General features: G+C 26.8%; 1 protein-coding gene. It reads right to left on the minus strand.

Annotated elements, in window-relative coordinates; all coding sequences use genetic code 11:
- Positions 1 to 266, minus strand: a 266-nt coding sequence (locus AAW00_RS15120; protein ID WP_206539340.1) for a hypothetical protein, incomplete at its 3' end; no start/stop codon positions are given.
- Between the last annotated feature and the right edge of the window lie 140 nt (positions 267 to 406).

Here is a 406-nt window from a genome sequence, read left to right on the forward strand (position 1 = left end):
ATTTGGTCAAATGTTATAGTCCCTATCACAATACCTTTATGAACTAGAACAAATTTAATCGCTTTCTTTTCTTTAAATAATTCTATGTAGCTTACTATCTGTTGTTCCCAATATTCTTCTGTATAGAAAGAATTTTCTCTTAATGGCATCGAATTAGCTAAGTGTTTTTTATTTTTTATATAAAAATCAAGCAAAGCCTTTGATGAACAATCATACAAACTAATTACTTGTATTTTTTCAATTTCTATTCTTGGATGTGTCATCATTTTAAAGCCTTTTTCACTAATTCCTTATCTAAGAAGTAATTGGAAAGATAATATCCACATTATTAACCGAGTCGATAAATAGAAAATCCTAAATGCTTCTTAAATATTCTGATTCCTACATCATCATATCTGAAAATAAG

Source organism: Aurantiacibacter luteus (assembly GCF_001010945.1).
GTDB lineage: Bacteria > Pseudomonadota > Alphaproteobacteria > Sphingomonadales > Sphingomonadaceae > Alteraurantiacibacter > Alteraurantiacibacter luteus.